The following is a 19,332-nucleotide window of genomic DNA, read 5'->3' on the forward strand; positions in this document are numbered from 1 at the left end:
CACGTAAGCCGCACATAAAAGTTGAGTCGGGCCGACTCAGCTCTGTTGACCGGCCGGGACGGATGAGGCATCCTTGAGTCAGTTCCACTCAAGATGTCAGTTGGAGGAATCAAAATGGCACGTGCGGTCGGCATCGACCTGGGCACGACTAACTCCGTCGTCAGCGTTCTCGAAGGCGGCGAGCCCACCGTCATCACCAACGCCGAAGGCGCCAGGACCACGCCGTCCGTCGTCGCCTTCGCCAAGAACGGCGAGGTCCTCGTCGGTGAGGTCGCCAAGCGGCAGGCCGTCACCAACGTCGACCGGACCATCCGCTCGGTCAAGCGCCACATGGGCACCGACTGGAAGATCGACCTCGACGGCAAGACCTTCAACCCGCAGCAGATGAGCGCCTTCATCCTGCAGAAGCTGAAGCGCGACGCCGAGGCGTACCTGGGCGAGAAGGTGACCGACGCGGTCATCACCGTCCCGGCGTACTTCAACGACTCCGAGCGTCAGGCGACCAAGGAGGCCGGTGAGATCGCGGGCCTCAACGTCCTGCGTATTGTCAACGAGCCGACCGCCGCCGCCCTGGCCTACGGTCTCGACAAGGACGACCAGACCATTCTCGTCTTCGACCTCGGTGGCGGCACCTTCGACGTGTCGCTCCTGGAGATCGGTGACGGCGTCGTCGAGGTGAAGGCCACCAACGGTGACAACCACCTCGGTGGTGACGACTGGGACCAGCGCGTCGTCGACTACCTGGTGAAGCAGTTCCACTCCGGCCACGGCGTGGACCTCTCCAAGGACAAGATGGCGCTCCAGCGCCTGCGCGAGGCCGCCGAGAAGGCGAAGATCGAGCTGTCCTCGTCCACCGAGACCTCGATCAACCTGCCGTACATCACGGCGTCGGCCGAGGGCCCGCTGCACCTGGACGAGAAGCTGACGCGCGCTCAGTTCCAGCAGCTGACCGCCGACCTCCTTGAGCGCTGCAAGCACCCGTTCCACAACGTCATCAAGGACGCGGGCATCCAGCTCTCCGAGATCGACCACGTCGTTCTCGTCGGTGGCTCCACCCGTATGCCGGCCGTCGCCGAGCTCGTGCGCGAGCTGACCGGTGGCAAGGACGCCAACAAGGGCGTCAACCCGGACGAGGTCGTCGCCATCGGCGCCGCGCTGCAGGCCGGTGTCCTCAAGGGTGAGGTCAAGGACGTCCTGCTCCTCGACGTGACCCCGCTGTCGCTTGGTATCGAGACCAAGGGCGGCATCATGACCAAGCTCATCGAGCGGAACACCACGATTCCGACGAAGCGCTCCGAGATCTTCACGACGGCCGAGGACAACCAGCCGTCCGTCCAGATCCAGGTCTACCAGGGCGAGCGCGAGATCGCGGCGTACAACAAGAAGCTCGGCATGTTCGAGCTGACCGGTCTGCCGCCGGCCCCGCGTGGCGTCCCGCAGATCGAGGTCGCCTTCGACATCGACGCCAACGGCATCATGCACGTGACCGCGAAGGACCTGGGCACGGGCAAGGAGCAGAAGATGACCGTCACCGGCGGCTCCTCGCTGCCGAAGGACGAGGTCAACCGCATGCGCGAGGAGGCCGAGCAGTACGCGGAGGAGGACCACCGCCGCCGCGAGGCCGCCGAGTCCCGCAACCAGGGCGAGCAGCTCGTCTACCAGACCGAGAAGTTCCTCAAGGACAACGAGGACAAGGTCCCCGGTGACGTCAAGACCGAGGTCGAGACCGCGGTCACCGAGCTGAAGGACAAGCTCAAGGGCGAGGACACCGCGGAGATCCGTACCGCGACCGAGAAGCTCGCGGCCGTCTCCCAGAAGCTCGGCCAGGCCCTGTACGCGGACGCGCAGGCCGCCCAGGGTGCCGCTCCCGGTGCCGAGGGCGCCCAGCAGGCCAAGCCCGAGGACGACGTCGTCGACGCCGAGATCGTCGACGACGAGAAGCCGCACGACACGAAGGGCGGCGCCGCCTGATGACGGAGGAGACCCCGGGTTTCGAGGAGAAGCCCGACGTCCCCTCCGGCGCACAGGAAGACGCCGAGCCGAAGGCCGCCGACTCCTCCACCAAGGAGGGGAAGGCGGCCCCGGCCGGGGACGCGGCCAAGGAGATCGCCCTGCAGGCCCAGCTGGACCAGGCCCAGACGGCGCTCGGTGAGCGCACCGCGGACCTCCAGCGACTGCAGGCCGAGTACCAGAACTACCGTCGCCGGGTCGAGCGGGACCGGGTCACGGTCAAGGAGATCGCGATCGCGGGCCTCCTGACCGAGCTGCTGCCCGTGCTCGACGACATCGGCCGGGCGCGCGAGCACGGCGAGCTGGTCGGCGGCTTCAAGTCGGTGGCCGAGTCGCTGGAGACGGTCGCCGCGAAGATGGGCCTCCAGCAGTTCGGCAAGGAGGGCGAGCCCTTCGACCCGACGATCCACGAGGCCCTGATGCACTCGTACGCGCCGGACGTCACCGAGACGACCTGCGTGGCGATCCTGCAGCCGGGCTACCGGATCGGCGAGCGCACCATCCGCCCCGCGCGGGTCGCCGTCGCCGAGCCCCAGCCGGGCGCGGCGAAGGACGGCAAGGAAGAGAAGTCGGCAGACGAGGAGAGCGGTGGCCCCGAGAAGGGCTGACGCAGGGATCGTCCGGAAGGAGGGACGTCGATGAGCACGAAGGACTTCGTCGAGAAGGACTACTACAAGGTTCTCGGCGTCCCCAAGGACGCCACCGAGGCCGAGATCAAGAAGGCGTACCGCAAGCTGGCGCGCGAGTTCCACCCGGACGCCAACAAGGGTGACGCCAAGGCGGAGGAGCGCTTCAAGGAGATCTCCGAGGCCAACGACATCCTCGGCGACCCGAAGAAGCGCAAGGAGTACGACGAGGCCCGCGCGCTGTTCGGCAACGGCGGCTTCCGGGCCGGTCCGGGCGCCGGCGGCGGCACCTTCAACTTCGACCTGGGCGACCTCTTCGGGGGCACCCAGGCCGGGGGCGGCGGTGGTGGCGCAGGTGGCTTCGGCGGCGGGCTCGGCGACGTGTTCGGCGGCCTGTTCAACCGGGGCGGCTCCACCACGGGCACCCGGACGCAGCCGAGGCGCGGCCAGGACCTGGAGTCCGAGGTGACGCTCAGCTTCACCGAGGCGGTCGACGGGGCCACGGTCCCGATCCGGCTCTCCAGCCAGGCCCCGTGCAAGGCGTGTTCGGGCACCGGCGACAAGAACGGCACGCCCCGGGTGTGCCCGACCTGCGTCGGCACCGGCCAGGTCTCGCGCGGCACCGGCGGCGGCTTCTCGCTCACCGACCCGTGCGTGGACTGCAAGGGCCGCGGCCTGATCGCGGAGAACCCGTGCGACGTCTGCAAGGGCAGCGGGCGGGCCAAGTCGTCCCGGACCATGCAGGTCAGGATCCCGGCGGGCGTCTTCGACGGCCAGCGGATCCGGCTGCGCGGCAAGGGCGCGGCGGGCGAGCGCGGGGGCCCGGCGGGCGACCTGTATGTGGTCGTGCACGTCGACAGCCACCCGGTCTTCGGCCGCCGCGACGACAACCTCACCATCACCGTGCCCGTCACCTTCACGGAGGCGGCGCTCGGCGGCGAGGTGAAGGTGCCCACGCTCGGCGGACCTCCGGTCACGCTGAAGCTGCCCGCCGGGACGCCCAACGGCCGTACGATGCGGGCGCGCGGCAAGGGCGCGGTCCGCAAGGACGGCTCGCGCGGCGATCTCCTGGTCACCGTGGAGGTCGTGGTGCCCAAGGATGTGGACGGCAAGGCGCGCGAGGCTCTGGAAGCGTTCCGTGAGGCCACTGCGGACGACGATCCGCGGGCAGAACTGTTCCAGGCCGCGAAGGGAGCATGAGCATGGACGGCCGACGACGCAATCCGTACGAACTGACCGACGAATCGCCGGTGTACGTCATCTCGGTCGCCGCTCAGCTCTCCGGTCTGCACCCGCAGACTCTGCGGCAGTACGACCGCCTCGGCCTGGTCTCGCCCGACCGCACGGCCGGGCGCGGTCGGCGCTACTCGGCCCGTGACATCGAACTGCTCCGTACGGTGCAGCAGTTGTCGCAGGACGAGGGCATCAACCTGGCCGGCATCAAGCGCATCATCGAGCTGGAGAACCAGGTGGCCGCGCTCCAGCAGCGCGTCGCCGAGCTCTCGTCGGCGGTGGACGGGGCGGCGGCCGCGATGCGGCAGCGCGAGGCCCAGGTCCACGCGTCGTACCGGCGCGATCTGGTCCCGTACCAGGATGTGCAGCAGACCAGCGCGCTGGTGGTCTGGCGGCCCAAGCGGCCGACGGATTGACGCCAGTACGCAGAAACGACACAGCGGCCCGCACCCCGGCAAGGGGAGCGGGCCGCTGTTCTCGTACGGCTCTCAGTCCTTGAGCGCGCCCGCCAGATACAGCAGGTCGGCCATCTCGAACCGGCCCGGCGTCTCGCCGAGCGTGGGCTGCCAGGTGGGGTAGACCTGGTGGTACGAGGACGGGGTGGCCCGCAGCAGACCGACGATGGTCTCGCCGATGATCCGGCTGCCGACCGGGCCGAAATGGCGCCCCCGGTTGCGGACTTCGGCCTCCTTGAGGATGTAGTACCAGAGGTACATGGGCTCGCCGGTACCCAACTCGGCGTCGCTCAGCGGCACATCGCCGATGGCACGCGCGATGTCCTGGCCGGACGGCAGCCCGAGCGCCTCGCTGCGCAGCAGGTTCCGTACTGCGAGCGAGGCCACCGGGCGGGCCAGCGCACCGGGCTTCGCGCCCGGCACCGCGCTCACCGGCAGGTCGAGCAGCTGCGTGTTGATCGAGCCCTGGATACGGCGGGTGGTCTGCGGCCGGAACGAGCGCGACACCTCGAAGAAGAACCGCCAGTCGATCGCGTGCTCGGGCAGCACCGGGCCGCCGCGCAGATCGGTGCGCGGGAACGCGGGCGCGTCCGGGTCGTCGGGGAAGAGCTTGCCGGAGAACCTCTCGTTGATGCGGTAGTTCGAGCGGATCGTGGAGTGGAAGGCGCGGAAGCCCGCCGCCGAGAACTCGATCGGCATGAACGGCTTCTCGCCGGGGTCGAAGAAGCGCGGCCCGTTGTCGACGATGTCGCGCAGGGTCGCCGGGTCCAGGAAGTGCGGCAGGAACTCGTGGAGGATGATCCACTGGTAGTGCCATTGCACCAGCTGCCGGGCCGAGGCGTACAGGGCCTCGTAGTAGTTGTCGACGTCGAGCAACTGGTCCAGGGTCGCACCGGGCTGCTGCGTCGGCGGCTCATCGGCGGGCTTGGGTGGCAGCCGGCGGCCGAAGGCGTCGGTGATCGTGCCCTGGGCGAGCAGATCCGTGACGTGGTTGTGGAACTTGATCATCTGTAGGTGCAACTGCGCGAGCAGCATGTTCTCGTCGTTGCGCGGGTCGCCGATACGGGCCACGTCGCCGTCGATACGGGCGAAGTCCACCCCGTTGGGATTGATCGCCAACTTCCCCTGCGGCGACCCGTCGTAGAGATGACGGCTGACGACCGGGCCGGCGCCGTACACGGAGTCCATGTCCAGGCGCGGGGTGCGGAAGTCGGTGATGTCGCCGGGCTCGAAACGTCCGCCGAGTACCGACAGGATGTCCATGGTCAGGTCGTGGTCGATGAACTGGCCGAGGAAGGTGAAGCCCGCCGGGATCTCCTGGGAGAGCTGCCCGTCGGAGGTCGGCCCGCCGTCGGCGATCCCGCCCGGCGCGCCGTACTTCAGCGCCAGCGGCAGACCGGTCGCCTTGCGCGGCGCGAGATGCGGGAACATCCGGCCGAAGTCACCGCTGGTCGCGTTGGGGTTGGGGCGGCCGCAGGGGGTGGTGCCGTGGGACGCGGACATGGGGCAGCTCCTCAAGTGGGTTCGTTGGTAAGGGTGTTAGGGGGTGCCCCGCGCCCCTGAGGAGGGCCCGAAGGGCCCATCAAGGGGCGCGGGGAACTGCGCGAGCAAGCCAGCACGGTCCGCAGACGAATATCGGCACCTCCAGCCGCGCGCCTAGCGCCCCGTGCCCTGCCAGATGCTCACCGCGAGCGCGGCGCACGACGTGAGCGCGGCGATCGCGGGCAGCGGCCAGCGGCCGCGCTCCAGGGCGTCGAGCCGGTCGTCGTGCTCGCCCAGGGTCTTGTCGGTCTGGTCGGCGCGCTGGAGGAGGAGCGCCAAGTCGCCCCGGGTGGTGGCGAATCCGACCTCCACCGCGCGCCGCAGCCGTTCCAGTTCGATGGCCACTCCTTCGGCCTGGCCGCTGCTCACCACGATGCCTCCCTAGGTAGGTGCCTGATCAGGACGGCGAGGCGGCGGGACGAGAGCCTGCCCCGGTACCAGTCCAGGAGGTCGACGCCGTAGTGGCGCAGCAGCGCCGCTTCCAGCGCCTCGGCGTTGTCGTCGACGTACACACCGAGGCGCAGCCTTCCCCCAGGCCGAGCCCGGTGTCGCGGCCGTAGGACGCCCAGATCGCCTCGACGTCGCACGCGGAGGCGCGGTGGCGGTCGAAGCGGCGGGACTGCGTCTCGCCGAGGAGGATCCGCAGCGAGGCGTACGGGTCGTCGCCGCCGAGCGCGCGCAGCTTGTGCGCGGTGTCGCGGGTGAACTCCTGCGGCAGTTCGAAGACCTCACCGCCCAGTTCGAAGGCCCAGGCGCGGCCGAGCGCTTCGAGACGCTGGGCGCGGGCCGCGTTGACCCGCGTGACGGGAGTGATAGGGGATGCGGCCATGGGACCTCCATGAAATGACCTGATCCGTAACGGAGTTGAGAGGAAAGGCGGCGTACCCGTGGGGCAGCGCAGCCGATACAGTCGGTGTCACCTCTTCGGGTGAGGCAGGGAATAGTGACCGTGAACGTGGAAGTGGACGAGGGCGAACGACTGGCCGAGCGGTTCGAGGCCAACCGCACCCACCTGCGGGCCGTCGCCTACCGGATCCTCGGCTCGCTGAGCGAGGCGGACGACGCCGTTCAGGAAGCGTGGCTGCGGCTCAGCCGCACCGATGTGAGCGAGGTCAAGAACCTCGGCGGCTGGCTGACCACCGTCGTCGGACGGGTCTGCCTGGACATGCTGCGCTCGCGCGACTCACGGCGCGAGCTGCTGTACGACGAGCCGGTGCCGCCCCCTGCCACGGGGTACGAGGAGCCGGGCGACCCCGAGCACGAGGTGCTGCTGGTCGACTCGGTCGGCCTTGCGATGCTCGTCGTGCTCAACACGCTGGCGCCCGCCGAGCGGATCGCGTTCGTGCTGCACGACATGTTCATGGTGCCGTTCGACGAGATCGCGCCGGTGGTGGGGCGCTCGACCGTGGCCACCCGGCAGTTGGCCAGTCGGGCTCGGCGGCGGGTGCAGGAGTCCGCGCCGGTGCCGGATGCGGATCTGGCTCGGCAGCGGGAGGTTGTGGACGCGTTCTTCGCGGCGTCGCGGGCGGGGGACTTCGACGCGTTGCTCGAACTCCTCGACCCGGATGTCGTGGTCCGGGCCGACCGGGCGACGGTCGAGGTCGGGGCGCTGGGCGAGGTGCGGGGTGCGCTTGCCGTGGCCGGGACGTTCAAGGGGCGTGCGCATTACGCGCAACTGGCGTTGGTGGAGGGGTCGGTGGGGGCGGTGTGGGCGCCTTCCGGGTGCCTCAAGGTTGTCATCGGGTTCACGTTGGTGGACGGTCGGATCTCCGAGATCTCGCTTCGCGCGGACCCGGATCGGTTGCGGCGGCTGGACCTGGCGGTCCTGGCGGAGTAGCCCGTACGGGCAGGTGCGGCCCACGGTCGGCGTTCGCGGGACGGCCGTGGGCCAACACCTTTCGTCTGCGGACCGTGCGTGGCTGGTCGCGCAGTTCCCCGCGCCCCTAAAAGAGCGCGGGCATCAGATCGCCACCAGGCCCTCCGAACCCGGGGCCAAACCGCCCGCGCTCGGGGCCAGTACGCCCTGGCTCACCACGCGCGGCGGGTCGTCCTGGACTCCGAAGCCGCGCAGGGGCGTCAGGCCGCCGCTCGCCTCGATGCGCCAGGCCGCGATCGACATCTTGTTGCTGTACGGGGTGCCCTCGGTGTAGTTGGGGAGGCGGGGGTCGGCGATCTTCTCGTCGAAGCCGGCGACGATCACGTACAGGTAGAGGCCGTCCTCGGTGATCGCCATGTCCTGGGTGGCGTGCTGGTCGCGGGAGATGGCCATGTGGCCGTCCGGCGGGAAGAGCGTGAGCTCGCCGGTGTCGCTGATGCGGAACCCGGCGATGCTGCCGCTCTGGGCGCTCGCCGCGTAGATCACGCTCGGGTCCAGGACGCTGTTGGCCGTCCAGCAGGTGGTCGCCTCGGTCGTGTCGACCGAGCCGCTGATCACCTGGAGGGTGCCGTCCCGGTTGACCCGGTACGTGGACATCGAGCCGAGGAAGTTGTGGCCCCCGACCACCTCGGTCACGAGCAGGAACTCGCCGTGGAAGGTGGCGGTGAAGGGCGCGGGGCCGTGCGAGTCGTTGCGTACGGGGGCGCCGGCCCGGCCGTAGGCGTCGACGGGGAAGACGTCGATGACGTTGGTCTGGCGCTCGGTGGCGACCAGCTGGGTGCCGTCGGGCGTGAAGGAGATCTGCGAGGGGCCCGCTGTGGCGCCGCCCACCAGATACTGCAGGGAGCCGTCGATGGGGGTGAGCTGGCCGTAGTCGCCGATGGTGAAGCCGGAGACGGCGCCGTCGCCGGAGTTGGCCACGTACAGCAGATTGCCGTGCACGGTCAGGCTGACCGGGCGCACTCCGCCGGACGGCACCCGGCTGATGTGGCGCAGCCGCTCGCCCTCGATGGCCAGCGAGGAGACCTCGTTGCTGCCCGCGTCGACGCCGAACAGGAACCGCTTGTCGTCGCTGATGATCAGGGACCCCTGCGAGACCAGCGGGTCGGACGCGTCCTCCAGGTCATAGCTGCGGCCGGCGCCGAGCCCGCCGGTCGGGTACGTGCCCTTCCTGGTCAGGTTGCCGTAGATGTCCCGGGCGAAGACCGTCACCGAGTTCCCGGTCTCCTGGTTGCTCATGACGTACACGAAGCCGCCGCGCCGGGGCGGGGCCGTGGTCGGGTCGTCGCCGGGGTGACCGGATCCGAGCTCCGTCACCGCATCAGCAGTCACATTGGTGTCCACAGTAATTTCCCTTTCCTGGTGGGGAGTTGTGCGGTTCACGCGATGCAGGAAATTCGCGAGATTCACGACGGCCTTATACGGCCGGGCCCGCCGCGTGCGACGCGCGCAGGCCGTGCGAGGCGATGTCGTTCGCTATGTCGAGGCCGAGGCGGACGCCACCGATCTTGTGGGTGAGGTCCATTTCGCCGGCCGCGTCCGGCGTCCAGCCGTCGTAATTCCAGTGCACGCCCAGGAATACGCGGCTGATGCTGTTCTCCTTGATCATTTCCCACAGTCCGCCGGGGAAGGAGCGGACGACCCGGGTCCGCACGATGCCGTCGGGGCCGCTGTTCACGCCGTCGAGTTCGTCGGAGACGAATTCCAGACCGGCGGCCAGGTTGTCGGGGACGTACGCGCCCTGGTGGTAGAAGTGCCGCACCGACTGGAAGGCGGCCGCGCCGAAGGTGGCGTGGCCGGACGGGTAGGAGGGGAACGGGGGCGTCCTGTTCACCTTGCCGCCCGGGTTGTTGGTGCTGGGCGCGCCGAGCGGCAGCCACTCGGGGTCGGCGTCCGGGCCGAGCGCCTCGACGCCGGTCCCGGCCGGGCCGCCGGAGAGGTCGTGCTCGCGCACGCCGACCACCGGGCGCCACAGGTCGTAGTAGTACTTGTCGAACCAGGCGAGGATGCCCGCGTCCGCCATGGCCGCGTTGACCAGCGCGAACAGCCGCGCGTTCTGGCCGGTGTCGTTGCCCTGGGCGGCCGCGACCTTGCGGATGATCGTGTTGTAGAGCCGGGGCGGCGTGCCCAGGCCCTTGACCCCGTCGTACGCCCAGAACATGCCGGTGGCCGTCTCGTTCTGGGTACGGCGGGTGGCCTGGAGCTCGGCGGGGAGCGTGCCCATCAGATGCGGGGCGATGCCCTTGGCGCGCACCTGGCGCAGGCCCGCGCTGTGGAGCGGGCTGCCGGGCCGCGGCGGGGCGTCGAGGTGGTGGCGCGCGGTGGCCGCGAAGAGGTGGGAGTGGGCGCCGTAGAAGGCGGCGTAGGGGGTCTGGCCGGGGTCGGCCGGGTCCGCGCGGTGGTGCTCGCGGGCGACCGAGTAGACGTACCCGTCGTCGCCGAGGCCGGGGTCCTTGGCGCGCAGTGCCAGCAGGGCGCCCGCGACCTTGAGGCCGAAGGCGTGGCCGTCGTCGGTGGCCTGGCCGCCGACGAGTCCGGCCGCGCGGTGCCGGTCGTTGAAGAAGTCCTTCTGCGCCGGGTACAGCGCGTTCAGGGCCGAGTGCGCGGCGGCGGCGATCGCCGCGTCGGAGGAGGCGCCGACCGGGGCCTGGGGCAGCGAGGAGCCCAGGTAGCAGTCGTGGCCGGGGTGGATGCCGTAGTAGGCGTCGTGCATCGCGAGATGCGAGATCGCCAGCGCCCGGGAGGCACCGCACGGACCCCGCGAGTTGCCCTCGGAGGGGGCGCCCGTGGTGTGGGTCGTGCGGTCGGCCTCCAGGGCGACCGCGTTCCAGTACAGGATCTGATCCACTGGTTATGTTCCTTTCGCGATACCCCCCGACGTGCTGGTGGTGACGTCGGCGGGGCTGCCGTCCAGAGATTGCTGACGGACAGTCAGAGCGCTGCCGCGGACCGTGGTCGCGATGACCAGACCGGCGGCGAGCAGGACCACGTCCTTCAGGACGTACTGGCCTTCGAGCGTGGGCATGTGGTGCGGGCCGCCGAACATCCGCCCCGGCAGCAGCACGACGGGGGTGAGGATGCCGACGAGATGGACCAGGAGCAGCGCCACGGTCGGGCGCATCCACCGCCCGACGAGCAGCAGCACCCCGATCACGCACTCCAGCGTCGCGACGCAGTCCATGGCGACGGTGGCGGGGACGAGGTGCGGTACGAGCCCGAGGGTGAGCCGGTGCAGGGTCGCGACGACGAGCCCCTGGGCGGGGCTCAGGTCCGGGAAGTATTTGAGAATCCCGAATCCGAGAAGTACCGCGCCCATGCTGAGTCGAAGTACGGAAATGCTGTGGCGCACCAGCCAGCGGTGAATTCGGTCTTCTATGCGGTCCGTTCCTGCCATGTTGTCGCTCCTCGTGGCGCGAATTGGCCGAAGGGGAGCGCAAAGGTAGTCAACGGACGAGGTGGCGTCGACGGTGTGAGAGATGGCGGGGTGGCTAACGCGCCAGGGCGTGCAACTGCGGCTTTCCGAGGTTGGGTTGAGCGGACCGCGAAATTCAGAATACGGAAGGCGATCTTACGGGTAACGCAAAGCGGCAGATCTGTCGCCCGGGTGATGGGCGCAGCTCTGCCGCTGCATCAAGTGTGATCCAGGGTCGCCGAATCCGCAACTCGTCTTTCGCCGGGGGCATTTGGGCCGGTGCGGGGCATGGGAAATGGCCCCACCCCCGGTGAGGGTGAGGCCATTTCGCGATCTTTACCGGTCGGCCGGATCCTTAAGTGATCTCGTTACGGTGTACGGACCGCTCGGCCGCGAACACGTCCTCCAGGCGGTACAGCAGCCGTCGTCCCTGTCGGCCCGCGGACTTCAGATGCCCGAGCTGGACCCACTTGCGGATGGTCGCGGGCGAGACGTCGACCTCGGCGGCGGCGAGGTCGCCCGAGACGAGCGTCGCACTCATGAGGCCCCCTCAAGGACCGGCCCGATGACGGTCTCCACGGCCGTCTCCACCACATGGCGGCAGACCGGGTTCACGCACAGCACCGCGCCGCGCTCCGGGAAGATCCGCAGCGAGACCGAGTCGCACGCGGGGCAGCGTCCGTCCAGGCGGATCATCTGCTCCGGGTCGCCCAGCTCGCGGGCGCAGCGCCGCGCCATCCGCCGCGTCTCGTCCGTCAGATGCTCGGCCAGATCGGGGAACTGCCGTACGCCGTCGAGGAGTTGGGCGATCCGGCGCAGCCGGGCCGGGACCGGGGCCGGGGGCGCCGGACGCAGGCCGAGCCGTTCGCGTACCGCCTCCTCCAGCTCGACCACGCCGTCGGTGATGTCCCGGACGGCGTCGGAGATGTGCAGCCGGATCGGGGCGGTGGTGCCCCGCACGGGGCCGCCGCCGTGGCGCTCGCGCAGGCCGCCGCCGGTCGACGGGGCGAGCTCCGCGAGGAGTTCGGGGAACCGGCGGGCCAGCGACTCCAGCCACACCGCGCCGTCGGCGTTCATCGCGCGGCCTGCTTCGGGATCGCCTGCTGCGGGGTCGACTGCTGTGGCGGCGTGCGCGCGGGCCGGCGTTTGACCTCGCGGCCGTTGCGCCACAGACGGCCGCCGCTGACGCCGTCGAACCAGGTGTGCGCGGGGTCGACGACGACCTCGCACTCCTTGCGGATGGGGCACTGATTGCATGCTCGCAATACCGGTTCCGCCTCGGAGGGGACACGGGTGAATACGGAACGCTGTGGAAGGTTCACGCAGGCGGCGGCCCTGCGCCAGTCGAGTTCATCCGCCGAGCGGGATAAGTCCGAGGTCAAGGGTGTTTTCGGAGTGGTCATGTGTGCGGGCACGTGCAAACCCCTCCCCACGTATGGGAACATGAGTTCGGCAAATTGCGAACGCGTGATCAGGGTGACACGGTGCGTGCGCGTACGCAAGCGGCCTATGCGTGCGGGCGCGCATCAAGTTGTGCGCGAGTGCGCCGGCGGTACGCTGTCCCCCGCGACGAGGGAGAACGACCACATGGGTTCGAGCGCACGGGCCGGCGCCCGCAATGAGCAGGGATACCGTGGCGACGGCGGCCGCTCCCACGCGGACGGCCTCGACGAGTTCGCCGCCTGGATCGAGCGGCTGATGCGGCTGCGGCACTACGACATCGACAGCCCGCGCGGCGGCGGCAAGTCCAAGCTCGCCGACGACGCCGGGGTGCACCGCGCGGCCGTGAGCCGGCTGTTGCAGCGCCAGAGCATGCCCGACCTGGAGACCATGCGCCGACTGGCGGGCGTCCTGGACGTACCGCTGCGGGACATGCTGATCCGGTCGGGGCGGCTCTCCGAGGACGATCTGCCGATTGCCGCGGGCCGGGGCGGGCAGGACGAGGATGGCCAGGAGCTGCTGAGTCCGGAGGAGGCCGCGCGGAGAATGGGCGTTCCGCCCGAGCTGCGGGAGCTCTTCGTACGGGTCACGAAGGCGTTCCTGCCGGAAGACGGCGAGCGTGGCGAGGGGGCCGGCAGCCCGGGGGTGTGAAGGAGGGCGTGGATGGCGGACGGCGACACGGAACCGGCCGAACAGGACCGGCTGGCCGAGCTGTTGGGCGGCCTGCTGATCGAGCTGGGCGAGAAGGTCAGACGGGCCGGCGTCGACGGCGTCCGCGTCCTGACCGACGACGAGCTCCAGAGCGAGCAGCTCCGCTGGTTCCAGGAGGGCTGGGAGGAGCAGGCGCGTGCGAGCCGCCGCGTCCGCGAGCAGCCGGACCGCCCGGGCGAGCGTCCCGGGCGTACCAGTGACGACGTGTACGACCAGGACGAGGACCCGCCCCGGTACGCGCCAGCCGGGCACCCCGACGACGAACAACCCGTCACTCCCGGGCGGCTGTTGCAGTTCCCCCAGTCGCCCGACGGGCGCGGCCCGCATCCGCTGCCGCTCGTCGGCACCGGCGAGACGCGCGGCAAGGACCTGATGCCGCACCGCCCCCGCTCCCGCTCACGAGGCCGGGCCGGGGACGACGACGAGGACGGCCCACCGGGCGGCCACCCCCACGTATGAACTCAGCCGTCCTGCTCCAGGATCCCGGACTGGGCGATGAGATAGCCGAGCTGGGCCCGGCTCCCGCTGCCGAGGGCCGCGTTCAGCTTGGCGATGTGCGCGCGGCAGGTCCGTACGTTCATTCCGAGCCGTCGTGCGATCGAGTCGTCCACATGCCCCTCCACGAGGAGCTTGGCTATGGCACGCTGGACGCCCGTGATGCCCTCCGCCTTCAGGGAGTACGGGACCTCCTCCTCCCACGGCACCGCGTGCAGCCAGAACTGGTCGAAGACGCCGACCAGATACTGCACCAGTCCCTCGTGGCGCAGTTCGAGCGCGACCCGGCGGTCGCTGCGCGCGGGGATGAAGGCGACCTTGCGGTCCACCACGATCAGCCGGTCGATGATCTCTTCCAGCGTGCGGACCTCAAGGCCGTACGGCGCTATCCGCTCCACGTACCCGATCGTCGCCGAGTGATGGCGGGCGGTGTGCTGATAGAGCGTGCGCATGTCCACGCCGCGGTCGAGCAGCGGCTGGACCCGGCGCAGCCCCGATTCGATGACCTCGGGTCTGCGGCCGCTGCCCGGCTGGATGGTGAGCAGCTCCTTGGTGCACTCGTCGATGACCCGGTCCAGGGTCGTGTTGATGAGCTCCAGGCCCTCAAGGACGGTGATGGCGTTGGTGCTTGCCGCGTCCTGGCCGGTGATGCTCATGAACGGCTCGAAGGTGCTGGTCAGCTGCATCGACAGCTTCCTGCGCTCGTGTATCTCCCGTTCGAGAGGCTGGACGAGCTGGTTCAGGACGACAGAGGGAGGCACCGGGCGCAGTTGCTCGGGGTCGTCCGTATCGGGGCGCAGCAGTGCGAGATCGATGAGACAGGGAGCGGCCTGGGCTTCTGTGCGAGTTATTCCGCCGGTACGCAACGCGGTGCCGTAGAGGGTCTTGCCCATCTCGCACAGGTCTGTAGGGCCATGACTATGTCCGAAGTGCCCCTGATACAACCGGATTACACCCCCCTCATACTCCTGAATTACAGGAACATGATGCCTGGCCTCGCTGGTGGAAGCGCTCAGAGTGAGCCATCGTCTTAGGCGCGGGGGGAGGGAATGATCATAAAGAGGTGGAGATCGGCCATGAGCAGGATGGTTCGAGCACTCAGCGCTATAGCCGTCGTGGCGGCTGCTTTCAGCGCTCTCGCCGTCAGCGGGGAACCGACGTGGGACCAGAAGCCCTCCCAGGGTACGGTCGCGAAGGATCCGACGTGGGACAACAAGCCGGCGACTCGACTCCTGGCGGCTCCAGGTGAGCCGACCTGGGACATCATCGCCAAGGGTGTCGGCGCATGAGCATCCCGCCGGACGACCGGGTCTTCCGGCGCGAGATGGCCACGGCGTACCGCTCGGGGTGGCATTTCATCGACCTCGTCACGGCCATTCCCCACCGTGGCGATTCGTTGATGGTCACCCTGTTCGGCGACCCGATCCTGGTCGCGCGTGAGGACGACGAGGACGTCCGTGCCTACCGGTGCCTTCGCAGGCCGCGAGGGGCGCCACAGCCCATTCGCTGTGCCGTGCGGTACGGCATGGTGTTCGTCAACCTCGACCAGCGGGACCACCAGCTGTTCGACCCCGAGTCATCTACCGCCACCCCCCGCAGTGCCTGAAGCGATTCCCCCGTCGTTGTAAATCGCTCAGGCGCTTCCCCCACACAGCGGCGCCATCGTGGACCTGAACACGATGGCGCCGCTGTGCTGCCTGCGCACATTTCTCGCGTACGGGACCGGGCGCTCAGCCCTTGCCCATCGCCCGCTCCAGGGCGATCTCGATCAGCACCCGGTCCGGGTTCTGGCGCGGCACCCGCCCGTACCGCTCGGCGTAGCGCGCGACCGCGTCCGCGATCAGCTCCGCGTCCGTACGCACCCAGGCCCGGCCTTCAAGCGTGGCCCAGCGGCGCCCGTCCACCTGGCAGACCGCGACGCGCGCGCCCTCGGGACCTGCGGCGACGACATTGCGCACCTTCCGGCTCGACCGGTTGGCGATCACCCGTGCGATGCCCGCCTCCGGGTCGTAGGTGACACCCACCGGCACCAGATGCGGGCTGCCGTCCGGGCGCGGGGTGGTCAGGGTGCACAAGTGCCGCTCGCGCCAGAAGCTGAGATAGGCCTCGTCGGGCCGCCGTGGGTCGAGAGCGGCACGCGGCTGGATGGTCGTGGTCATGCGCCGAAACCTACGCGGAACCTTGGCCCGCCACCTTGAGCGGAATAGACTCAACTTTATGTACGCTGGATGAGTCATGGAGTCCGATGACCACTGATCCGAGGAGGAGAGACCGCACGTGGACGCCGAGCTGACCAACAAGAGCCGGGACGCGATCAACGCGGCGAGCGACCGCGCCGTGTCCGCCGGGCACCCCGACCTGACGCCCGCGCACCTGCTGCTCGCGCTGCTCACGGGCGAGGAGAACGAGAACATCGTCGACCTTCTGGTCGCCGTCGACGCCGACCAGGCTGCCGTGCGCAGCGGGGCCGAGCGGCTGCTCGCCGCGCTCCCGAGCGTGACCGGCTCCACCGTCGCCCCGCCCCAGCCCAACCGCGAACTCCTGGCGGTCATCGCCGACGCGGCGAAGCACGCCAAGGAACTGGGCGACGATTACCTCTCCACCGAGCACCTGCTCATCGGCCTGGCGGCCAAGGGCGGGCAGACGGGCGAGGTCCTCTCCCAGGAGGGCGCGACCGCGAAGAAGCTCCTTGAGGCATTCGAGACAGTACGAGGAGGACGGCGGGTGACCACCCCCGACCCCGAGGGCCAGTACAAGGCCCTGGAGAAGTTCGGCACGGACTTCACGGCCGCGGCCCGCGAGGGCAAGCTCGACCCGGTGATCGGGCGGGACCACGAGATCCGCCGGGTCGTCCAGGTGCTCTCCCGGCGCACCAAGAACAACCCGGTGCTCATCGGCGAGCCCGGCGTCGGCAAGACGGCCGTCGTCGAGGGCCTGGCCCAGCGGATCGTGAAGGGCGACGTCCCCGAATCCCTGAAGAACAAGCGGCTGGTCTCCCTCGACCTCGGCGCGATGGTGGCGGGCGCGAAGTACCGGGGCGAGTTCGAGGAGCGGCTGAAGTCCGTCCTCTCCGAGATCAAGGAGAGCGACGGCCAGGTCATCACGTTCATCGACGAGCTGCACACGGTCGTCGGCGCGGGCGCCGGCGGCGATTCGGCCATGGACGCGGGCAACATGCTCAAGCCCATGCTGGCCCGCGGCGAGCTGCGGATGGTCGGCGCGACCACGCTCGACGAGTACCGCGAGCGCATCGAGAAGGACCCGGCCCTGGAGCGCCGCTTCCAGCAGGTGCTGGTCGCCGAGCCCACGGTCGAGGACACCATCGCGATCCTGCGCGGCCTCAAGGGGCGGTACGAGGCCCACCACAAGGTGCAGATCGCGGACAGCGCGCTGGTGGCGGCCGCGACCCTCTCCGACCGTTACATCACCTCCCGCTTCCTGCCCGACAAGGCCATCGACCTGGTCGACGAGGCCGCCTCCCGGCTGCGGATGGAGATCGACTCGTCCCCGCTGGAGATCGACGAGCTCCAGCGGTCCGTGGACCGCCTCCGTATGGAGGAGCTGGCGCTGAAGAACGAGACGGACGCGGCCTCCAAGGAGCGTCTGGAGCGGCTGCGCAAGGACCTCGCCGACAAGGAGGAGGAGCTGCGCGGCCTCACCGCCCGCTGGGAAAAGGAGAAGGAGGGCCTCAACCGGGTCGGTGAGCTGAAGGAACGCCTCGACGACCTGCGCGGCCAGGCCGAGCGCGCCCAGCGCGACGGCGACTTCGACACCGCCTCCAAGCTGCTCTACGGGGAGATCCCGACCCTGGAGCGCGAGCTGGAGGAGGCGTCCGAGGCCGAGCAGGAGGCCGCGAAGGACACCATGGTCAAGGACGAGGTCGGCTCCGACGACATCGCCGACGTGGTCGGCGCCTGGACCGGCATCCCGGCCGGGCGCCTCCTTGAGGGCGAGACGCAGAAGCTGCTGCGCATGGAGGACGAGCTGGGCCGCCGCCTCATCGGCCAGCACGAGGCCGTCCAGGCGGTCGCGGACGCGGTCCGCCGCACCCGGGCCGGTATCGCCGACCCCGACCGTCCCACCGGCTCGTTCCTCTTCCTCGGCCCGACCGGCGTCGGCAAGACCGAGCTGGCCAAGGCGCTCGCGGACTTCCTCTTCGACGACGAGCGGGCGATGGTCCGTATCGACATGAGCGAGTACGGCGAGAAGCACAGCGTGGCCCGGCTCGTCGGCGCCCCGCCCGGCTACGTCGGTTACGAGGAGGGCGGCCAGCTCACCGAGGCGGTACGCCGGCGCCCGTACAGCGTGGTGCTGCTCGACGAGGTCGAGAAGGCGCACCCGGAGGTCTTCGACATCCTGCTCCAGGTCCTCGACGACGGCCGCCTCACCGACGGCCAGGGCCGGACGGTGGACTTCCGCAACACCATCCTGATCCTCACCTCCAACCTGGGCAGCCAGTACCTGGTGGAGCCCCTGACCTCGGAGGAGGAGAAGAAGCAGCAGGTCCTGGAGGTGGTCAGGGCGTCCTTCAAGCCGGAGTTCCTGAACCGCCTGGACGACCTGGTGGTCTTCTCGGCGCTGAGCAAGGACGAGCTGGCGCATATCGCCGAGCTCCAGATCGGCCGCCTCGCCAAGCGCCTCGCCGACCGCCGTCTCACCCTCGACGTCACCCCCGAGGCGCTGGCGTGGCTGGCGGAGGAGGGCAACGACCCCGCGTACGGCGCCCGCCCGCTGCGCCGCCTCATCCAGACCGCCATCGGCGACCGCCTCGCCAAGGAGATCCTGGCGGGCGAGGTCAAGGACGGCGACACGGTCCGCGTCGACCGCTTCGGCGAGGGCCTGATCGTGGGGGCGGCGACCGGAAAGAGCCTGTAGCGCTTGGGGCAGGCCGGGATTCGGTCAGCCGTCAGCGGATACCCGTGGCGGGGGTTGCCAGCCCCCGCCCGGCATGGGAGAGGATGACCGGAACCGTACGAAGGAAGATTCACGATGAGCATCGACCCGTCCTCGATTCCGAATTTCGGGGCTCAGCCCGGCCCGCAGCCCGGTGGCGCACCGGCCGGACCCGTCGTCCCCGACCAGGATCTGGTCAAGCAGCTCCTGGACCAGATGGAGCTCAAGTACGTCGTGGACGACGAGGGTGACCTCGCCGCGCCGTGGGAGGAGTTCCGTACGTACTTCATGTTCCGCGGCGAGGACGACCAGCAGGTCTTCTCGGTGCGGACGTTCTACGACCGCCCGCACAGCATCGACGACAAGCTCCAGCTCCTGGAGACGATCGACGACTGGAACCGCCGCACCCTGTGGCCGAAGGTCTACACGCACACCCACGACGACGGCGCCGTCCGTCTGATCGGTGAGGCGCAGATGCTGATCGGTACCGGCGTCGCGCTTGAGCACTTCGTGTCGTCGACGGTGAGCTGGGTGCGCGCCTCGATCGAGTTCGACAAGTGGCTCGTCGAGCAGCTGGGCCTGGAGAAGGACGCCGAAGGCACCGAGGGTGACGACGAGGGCGACGCCCCCTCCGAGTGA

General features: G+C 69.7%; 21 protein-coding genes. 10 read left to right on the forward strand and 11 right to left on the reverse strand.

Going from position 1 to position 19,332, the window contains the following annotated elements; genetic code table 11:
- The first annotated feature begins 114 nt into the window (after positions 1-114).
- Genes dnaK through BG418_RS28445 form a run of 4 tightly spaced genes read left to right on the forward strand, consistent with a single transcriptional unit; the run spans position 115 to position 4,285 of the window.
- On the forward strand, positions 115-1,971 hold the full coding sequence (dnaK, locus tag BG418_RS28430; protein ID WP_188276850.1) for a molecular chaperone DnaK: 1,857 nt from the start codon (positions 115-117) through the stop codon (positions 1,969-1,971).
- Entirely contained in the window at positions 1,971-2,618 is a 648-nt protein-coding gene (grpE, locus tag BG418_RS28435; protein WP_188276851.1) for a nucleotide exchange factor GrpE, read from the forward strand. The genes dnaK and grpE overlap by 1 nt, the downstream gene beginning before the upstream one ends.
- Positions 2,619-2,648: 30 nt before the next feature.
- Positions 2,649-3,836 (forward strand): molecular chaperone DnaJ, encoded by a 1,188-nt coding sequence (gene dnaJ / locus BG418_RS28440; protein ID WP_188276852.1) that lies wholly within the window; start codon positions 2,649-2,651, stop codon positions 3,834-3,836.
- 2 nt (positions 3,837-3,838) lie between these two features.
- Positions 3,839-4,285, forward strand: a complete 447-nt coding sequence (locus tag BG418_RS28445; protein WP_188276853.1) for a heat shock protein transcriptional repressor HspR — start codon at positions 3,839-3,841, stop codon at positions 4,283-4,285.
- A gap of 72 nt (positions 4,286-4,357) precedes the next feature.
- Here BG418_RS28445 and BG418_RS28450 read toward each other — a convergent pair whose 3' ends face one another.
- From BG418_RS28450 to BG418_RS28460, 3 genes are all read right to left on the reverse strand, one after another.
- Entirely contained in the window at positions 4,358-5,827 is a 1,470-nt protein-coding gene (locus BG418_RS28450; protein WP_188276854.1) for a heme peroxidase family protein, read from the reverse strand.
- A gap of 153 nt (positions 5,828-5,980) precedes the next feature.
- Positions 5,981-6,238, reverse strand: coding sequence for a hypothetical protein (locus BG418_RS28455; RefSeq protein WP_188276855.1), 258 nt, complete (start codon positions 6,236-6,238; stop codon positions 5,981-5,983).
- A gap of 25 nt (positions 6,239-6,263) precedes the next feature.
- Positions 6,264-6,695 carry a hypothetical protein gene (locus BG418_RS28460; RefSeq protein ID WP_317453788.1) on the reverse strand — a complete coding sequence of 144 codons (432 nt, stop codon included), beginning with the start codon at positions 6,693-6,695 and terminating at the stop codon, positions 6,264-6,266.
- A 132-nt stretch (positions 6,696-6,827) separates the two neighbouring features.
- Here BG418_RS28460 and BG418_RS28465 point away from each other — a divergent pair, with 132 nt between their 5' ends.
- Positions 6,828-7,703 (forward strand): sigma-70 family RNA polymerase sigma factor, encoded by an 876-nt coding sequence (locus tag BG418_RS28465; protein WP_188277255.1) that lies wholly within the window; start codon positions 6,828-6,830, stop codon positions 7,701-7,703.
- Between the two features lie 123 nt (positions 7,704-7,826).
- Here BG418_RS28465 and BG418_RS28470 read toward each other — a convergent pair whose 3' ends face one another.
- The 6 genes from BG418_RS28470 to BG418_RS40135 form a co-directional block, all read right to left on the reverse strand.
- A complete protein-coding gene (locus BG418_RS28470) occupies positions 7,827-9,086 on the reverse strand; it encodes a beta-propeller fold lactonase family protein (RefSeq protein WP_188276856.1) in 1,260 nt (419 codons plus the stop codon).
- 73 nt (positions 9,087-9,159) lie between these two features.
- A complete protein-coding gene (locus tag BG418_RS28475; protein WP_188276857.1) occupies positions 9,160-10,590 on the reverse strand; it encodes a phosphatase PAP2 family protein in 1,431 nt (476 codons plus the stop codon).
- Between the two features lie 3 nt (positions 10,591-10,593).
- Complete coding sequence (locus BG418_RS28480) at positions 10,594-11,136, reverse strand: DoxX family protein (RefSeq protein ID WP_188276858.1); 543 nt, start codon at positions 11,134-11,136, stop codon at positions 10,594-10,596.
- Between the two features lie 373 nt (positions 11,137-11,509).
- Complete coding sequence (locus tag BG418_RS28485) at positions 11,510-11,695, reverse strand: helix-turn-helix domain-containing protein (protein ID WP_188276859.1); 186 nt, start codon at positions 11,693-11,695, stop codon at positions 11,510-11,512.
- A complete protein-coding gene (locus tag BG418_RS28490) occupies positions 11,692-12,231 on the reverse strand; it encodes a hypothetical protein (protein WP_188276860.1) in 540 nt (179 codons plus the stop codon). Before BG418_RS28490 ends, BG418_RS28485 begins: the two co-directional genes overlap by 4 nt.
- Positions 12,228-12,419, reverse strand: a complete 192-nt coding sequence (locus BG418_RS40135; RefSeq protein WP_223185525.1) for a hypothetical protein — start codon at positions 12,417-12,419, stop codon at positions 12,228-12,230. The genes BG418_RS28490 and BG418_RS40135 overlap by 4 nt, the downstream gene beginning before the upstream one ends.
- Positions 12,420-12,852: 433 nt before the next feature.
- Between BG418_RS40135 and BG418_RS28500 the strand changes: the two genes are divergently transcribed.
- On the forward strand, positions 12,853-13,245 hold the full coding sequence (locus BG418_RS28500; RefSeq protein ID WP_223185617.1) for a helix-turn-helix transcriptional regulator: 393 nt from the start codon (positions 12,853-12,855) through the stop codon (positions 13,243-13,245).
- A 12-nt stretch (positions 13,246-13,257) separates the two neighbouring features.
- Positions 13,258-13,764 carry a hypothetical protein gene (locus BG418_RS28505; protein WP_188276862.1) on the forward strand — a complete coding sequence of 169 codons (507 nt, stop codon included), beginning with the start codon at positions 13,258-13,260 and terminating at the stop codon, positions 13,762-13,764.
- Between the two features lie 2 nt (positions 13,765-13,766).
- Here the strand turns inward: BG418_RS28505 and BG418_RS28510 are convergent, their stop codons facing one another.
- Positions 13,767-14,693 (reverse strand): helix-turn-helix transcriptional regulator, encoded by a 927-nt coding sequence (locus BG418_RS28510; RefSeq protein WP_223185526.1) that lies wholly within the window; start codon positions 14,691-14,693, stop codon positions 13,767-13,769.
- Positions 14,694-15,085: 392 nt separating this feature from the next.
- Here BG418_RS28510 and BG418_RS28515 point away from each other — a divergent pair, with 392 nt between their 5' ends.
- Positions 15,086-15,406 carry a (2Fe-2S)-binding protein gene (locus tag BG418_RS28515; RefSeq protein WP_188276863.1) on the forward strand — a complete coding sequence of 107 codons (321 nt, stop codon included), beginning with the start codon at positions 15,086-15,088 and terminating at the stop codon, positions 15,404-15,406.
- Between the two features lie 124 nt (positions 15,407-15,530).
- Here BG418_RS28515 and BG418_RS28520 read toward each other — a convergent pair whose 3' ends face one another.
- Positions 15,531-15,959: a pyridoxamine 5'-phosphate oxidase family protein gene (locus BG418_RS28520; protein WP_223185527.1), complete on the reverse strand. Its 429-nt coding sequence runs from the start codon at positions 15,957-15,959 to the stop codon at positions 15,531-15,533.
- Positions 15,960-16,077: 118 nt separating this feature from the next.
- Here BG418_RS28520 and clpB point away from each other — a divergent pair, with 118 nt between their 5' ends.
- Positions 16,078-18,675, forward strand: coding sequence for an ATP-dependent chaperone ClpB (gene clpB / locus BG418_RS28525; RefSeq protein WP_188276865.1), 2,598 nt, complete (start codon positions 16,078-16,080; stop codon positions 18,673-18,675).
- Positions 18,676-18,789: 114 nt separating this feature from the next.
- On the forward strand, positions 18,790-19,332 hold the full coding sequence (locus BG418_RS28530; protein ID WP_188276866.1) for a YbjN domain-containing protein: 543 nt from the start codon (positions 18,790-18,792) through the stop codon (positions 19,330-19,332).

Origin of the sequence: Streptomyces sp. CBMA152 (assembly GCF_014596475.1) — a bacterium.
Classification (GTDB): Bacteria; Actinomycetota; Actinomycetes; order Streptomycetales; family Streptomycetaceae; genus Streptomyces.

What these genes read in the sequence shown, in the direction of transcription:
- BG418_RS28460 (WP_317453788.1), bottom strand. Translation starts at nt 6,695, where the DNA reads ATGGCCGCATCCCCTATCACTCCCGTCACGCGGGTCAACGCGGCCCGC.
- BG418_RS28530 (WP_188276866.1), top strand. Translation starts at nt 18,790, where the DNA reads ATGAGCATCGACCCGTCCTCGATTCCGAATTTCGGGGCTCAGCCCGGC.
- BG418_RS28505 (WP_188276862.1), top strand. Translation starts at nt 13,258, where the DNA reads ATGGCGGACGGCGACACGGAACCGGCCGAACAGGACCGGCTGGCCGAG.
- BG418_RS28510 (WP_223185526.1), bottom strand. Translation starts at nt 14,693, where the DNA reads ATGGGCAAGACCCTCTACGGCACCGCGTTGCGTACCGGCGGAATAACT.
- dnaJ (WP_188276852.1), top strand. Translation starts at nt 2,649, where the DNA reads ATGAGCACGAAGGACTTCGTCGAGAAGGACTACTACAAGGTTCTCGGC.
- BG418_RS28480 (WP_188276858.1), bottom strand. Translation starts at nt 11,136, where the DNA reads ATGGCAGGAACGGACCGCATAGAAGACCGAATTCACCGCTGGCTGGTG.
- BG418_RS28520 (WP_223185527.1), bottom strand. Translation starts at nt 15,959, where the DNA reads ATGACCACGACCATCCAGCCGCGTGCCGCTCTCGACCCACGGCGGCCC.
- dnaK (WP_188276850.1), top strand. Translation starts at nt 115, where the DNA reads ATGGCACGTGCGGTCGGCATCGACCTGGGCACGACTAACTCCGTCGTC.
- BG418_RS28450 (WP_188276854.1), bottom strand. Translation starts at nt 5,827, where the DNA reads ATGTCCGCGTCCCACGGCACCACCCCCTGCGGCCGCCCCAACCCCAAC.
- BG418_RS28500 (WP_223185617.1), top strand. Translation starts at nt 12,853, where the DNA reads ATGCGGCTGCGGCACTACGACATCGACAGCCCGCGCGGCGGCGGCAAG.
- BG418_RS28485 (WP_188276859.1), bottom strand. Translation starts at nt 11,695, where the DNA reads ATGAGTGCGACGCTCGTCTCGGGCGACCTCGCCGCCGCCGAGGTCGAC.
- BG418_RS28515 (WP_188276863.1), top strand. Translation starts at nt 15,086, where the DNA reads ATGAGCATCCCGCCGGACGACCGGGTCTTCCGGCGCGAGATGGCCACG.
- BG418_RS28445 (WP_188276853.1), top strand. Translation starts at nt 3,839, where the DNA reads ATGGACGGCCGACGACGCAATCCGTACGAACTGACCGACGAATCGCCG.
- grpE (WP_188276851.1), top strand. Translation starts at nt 1,971, where the DNA reads ATGACGGAGGAGACCCCGGGTTTCGAGGAGAAGCCCGACGTCCCCTCC.
- BG418_RS28490 (WP_188276860.1), bottom strand. Translation starts at nt 12,231, where the DNA reads ATGAACGCCGACGGCGCGGTGTGGCTGGAGTCGCTGGCCCGCCGGTTC.